A 2,834-nucleotide genomic window follows, 5' to 3' on the forward strand; every position below is an offset into this window, starting at 1 on the left:
GGTCGTGGGGTGCGGAAGGTGCTTCTTCAACGGGCGGTATCCGCCTGCCGGCGTCCGAGCGCAGCGACCGGCACCCGGTACGGCTGCCAGGAAAGGGATTCCCCTGGTATCGCCGCCTGCCGATCAGCAACAGTCTTAGCTGCCGGTCCGAGCCGTGCAGCGTCAACGGTGTCTAGGCCCCCACTCGCAAGAGGCGCCGAGGTCCTCGAGGGTCAATAGGCGAGGACGCCTGAGGGACATGCTCTTCATCCAGACCTGCCAGCCCAGATCGAAGACCGTAGTTGAGGGTGCCATTGGAAAAGTGACGTGGCGGTCGGTACGCGCAGGTCAGCTATCGCGGACCTGGTCGATGGGACGGACCGGTAAGTACACCGCGCCTACCTCGCGCTCCTGCCGGAGGGCATCACCGCCGTTGTCCTACTGACCGCATTGACCTCGAGCCTCCGTCAATCACCGCCCGAGCCATGGCTGACTCTGATGTGCACTCAAGGTGGCACGATCACCGCGCGTCAGGATGGCGCGGTCGGGCTGGCCCCTAACGGTACTTCTGTGGACGATATTGGCCGCTTTCGATCTTGGAAGGGGCAGCGTCTCCTTGTTGAACCGCAGGAGCTGTCCGCTGGGTCGTAGCCCCGAAGGCACTGAAAAGACAGAGCACTCCGGCAGTGACGAAGGCAAAAATCAGGTCGGTCGATTCGACGAGGGCTCCGGTGACCGTTGATCCGAGGGCCTGGCCGAGAACGAGGCAGGTGAAGAGTATCGAAGTCCCTGCGGCGCTGTTCGCGGCTGTAAATGACGTCCAGATGATGAGCACTGAGCTTGCTGCCGTATAGGCGAGGCCGAAGAGCCCTGCTGTAGCGAGGCTGAGAGCGGGAAGAGTCGGCGCCAGGGCGAATGCCACTGTTGCGGCCGAGGTCGCACTTACAGTGACGTACCACGTGATTTTGACGGAGTGCCGGGCGAGCCAAGGTGCTAGGAGGACCGCACCGGCGCTACCGGCGCCCAAGGCCATCCATACCGTCGCGGACGTTTCGGTCGTCATCCCGCCGACGTCCTCGAGGAGCGAACGCCCATATACCCAGGGGGCGGCGGATCCGACACCGAAGACGAAGGCTGCTGCCATTGGCCATCGGAGGCCGCGAATGCTGGATCCTCCGGTGTGGGCTGAGACATCCTCGCGCCGGGGTACGCCACTAAGCGCTTCGGTGCGGGAAATATCCGCGCGCAGGACCGCGACCATGGCGGTGAATGTGATGACGGCGATGAGGATCCAGGCTGCACGCCATGATGCTCCCAGTTGCAGCGCCAGGGCGCCGGCGGCGACAACCCCGAACCCGGTGCCCGAATTCACAACCGACTGGAGTCTGTTCTGCTTGGCCGGAGCTACGTTGCGTTGGACGAGTTCCACTAGCGCGGGCGACGCGAAGCCCGCCCCCATTCCTGCCAATAGGACGCCGATGCTGAAGGAACTCGTGCCCTGAGCGGCCGCGATGCCGCCGCTTCCAAGGGTTGCGGTGGAACCGGCGAGGATCGTGGTGAAACGGGGGTGACGGGGTGCGTATCGGAACCCGAAAGCCGCTGAGATGCAGTACGTGACGGACGCCCCAGAAGAGAGGAGGCCGGCGATCATTGGAGTCAGCGCGAAGGACTCCGAAAATGAAGGAAGGAATAGCCCGTATCCGAATCGTGCCAGCCCGTATGTGGCGGCGATCAGCGCAACGGCGGTTACCGTAAACAATGGAGTAGCTGTGGACGGCGCAGCGTGTAACGAGCGTTTCATTGAAACGAACGTTATATGCTGACTGCATGGTCGCACAACCCAGCGCGCGCGAACGGTTACTCGACGCTGCTGAGCATCTTGCTTTCACCCAGGGCGTCGCGGCGACACCCGTAGATGTCATCCTCAAGCAGGCCAACGTCGCGCCAGCCACCCTGTACGCCCATTTCGGGAACAAGGAAGGGCTTATCGTCGAGGCGTTGCGACGTCGCCTGACGCGCTGGGACCAGGACTGGCAACTGGAAGTCGATGCTGCCACAACTGCTCAGGAGAAGCTTCTCGCTGTTTTCCCTGCCCTGTCCCGGTATCGATCCGGGCCTGCAACAGCACGCTGGTGCGCGTTCCTCAGCGTGGCGGCAGAGTCGCCCCATCCGAGTCAGCTTCTCGACGAGGCTCTGCGCAGTGACACGGAGCTACTCATTGAGCGTCTTCACGAGCTCGCCGTCCCCGTTGTAGGTATAGGTGAGGCACAGGGCCTTGCCGAACGACTGGCCCTCATCCTTACCGGCGTGCTTGGGATGATGCTGCGGGCAGCCGATCCGGACAAGGTGATCGCTGATGGACACGCCACCGCGAAAACCATCATTGAAGCAACCGCAGTTTCCACCACGCCATAAGCTCTGGCCCGCAGGCGGGAGCACACACTAACCGCGGTGCGTGACCCTTCGGGACCACCGCCTGAGTGCCCCGCCCATCCGAAAGGAGACGGAAGCGGCCGGACTCGTGATTGCGGGGAGATGATCGGCCCCTGACGGAAGAGCTCATGGATCAGAAGGACATCCCCCGAACCACTGCTCGTCCACGCCAAGGCGCAGGGCGTGAGATTGGTAGCACTGGCGGGCTGCTGAATCGGCCGACGAAGAATGTCCTCGGGACCACCCTCAGACGCGGAGATGAGCGAGTAGCTGTGGATGCCGGCGACGGTGCCGGCGGTGCGGTTGCCGACAGCCTGTCTGACCCTGGGAAACTCGAGGAGTGCTTGAGCGCGGCGCCTCATTGCGCTTCTCCTCCGGGGCAACCTGGCCAGACTGCGTGACGCCGGATCTGGGGTGGGGTG

2 protein-coding genes are annotated in these 2,834 nt (G+C 63.5%); one reads left to right on the top strand and one right to left on the bottom strand.

Annotation, left to right across the window (positions count from 1 at the left end):
* Window positions 1-535: 535 nt before the first annotated feature.
* A complete protein-coding gene (locus tag P5G52_RS18230) occupies window positions 536-1,780 on the bottom strand; it encodes an MFS transporter (protein WP_301230242.1) in 1,245 nt (414 codons plus the stop codon).
* 26 nt (window positions 1,781-1,806) lie between these two features.
* On the opposite strand from P5G52_RS18230, the gene P5G52_RS18235 reads away from it, so the two are divergent.
* On the top strand, window positions 1,807-2,394 hold the full coding sequence (locus P5G52_RS18235; protein ID WP_301230243.1) for a TetR/AcrR family transcriptional regulator: 588 nt from the start codon (window positions 1,807-1,809) through the stop codon (window positions 2,392-2,394).
* The last annotated feature ends 440 nt before the right edge of the window (window positions 2,395-2,834 follow it).

Origin of the sequence: Arthrobacter burdickii (genome assembly GCF_030433645.1) — a bacterium.
Classification (GTDB): domain Bacteria; phylum Actinomycetota; class Actinomycetes; order Actinomycetales; family Micrococcaceae; genus Arthrobacter_D; species Arthrobacter_D burdickii.

Coding starts and splice junctions, on each gene's coding strand:
- P5G52_RS18230 (WP_301230242.1), bottom strand. CDS start 1,780: ATGAAACGCTCGTTACACGCTGCGCCGTCCACAGCTACTCCATTGTTT.
- P5G52_RS18235 (WP_301230243.1), top strand. CDS start 1,807: ATGGTCGCACAACCCAGCGCGCGCGAACGGTTACTCGACGCTGCTGAG.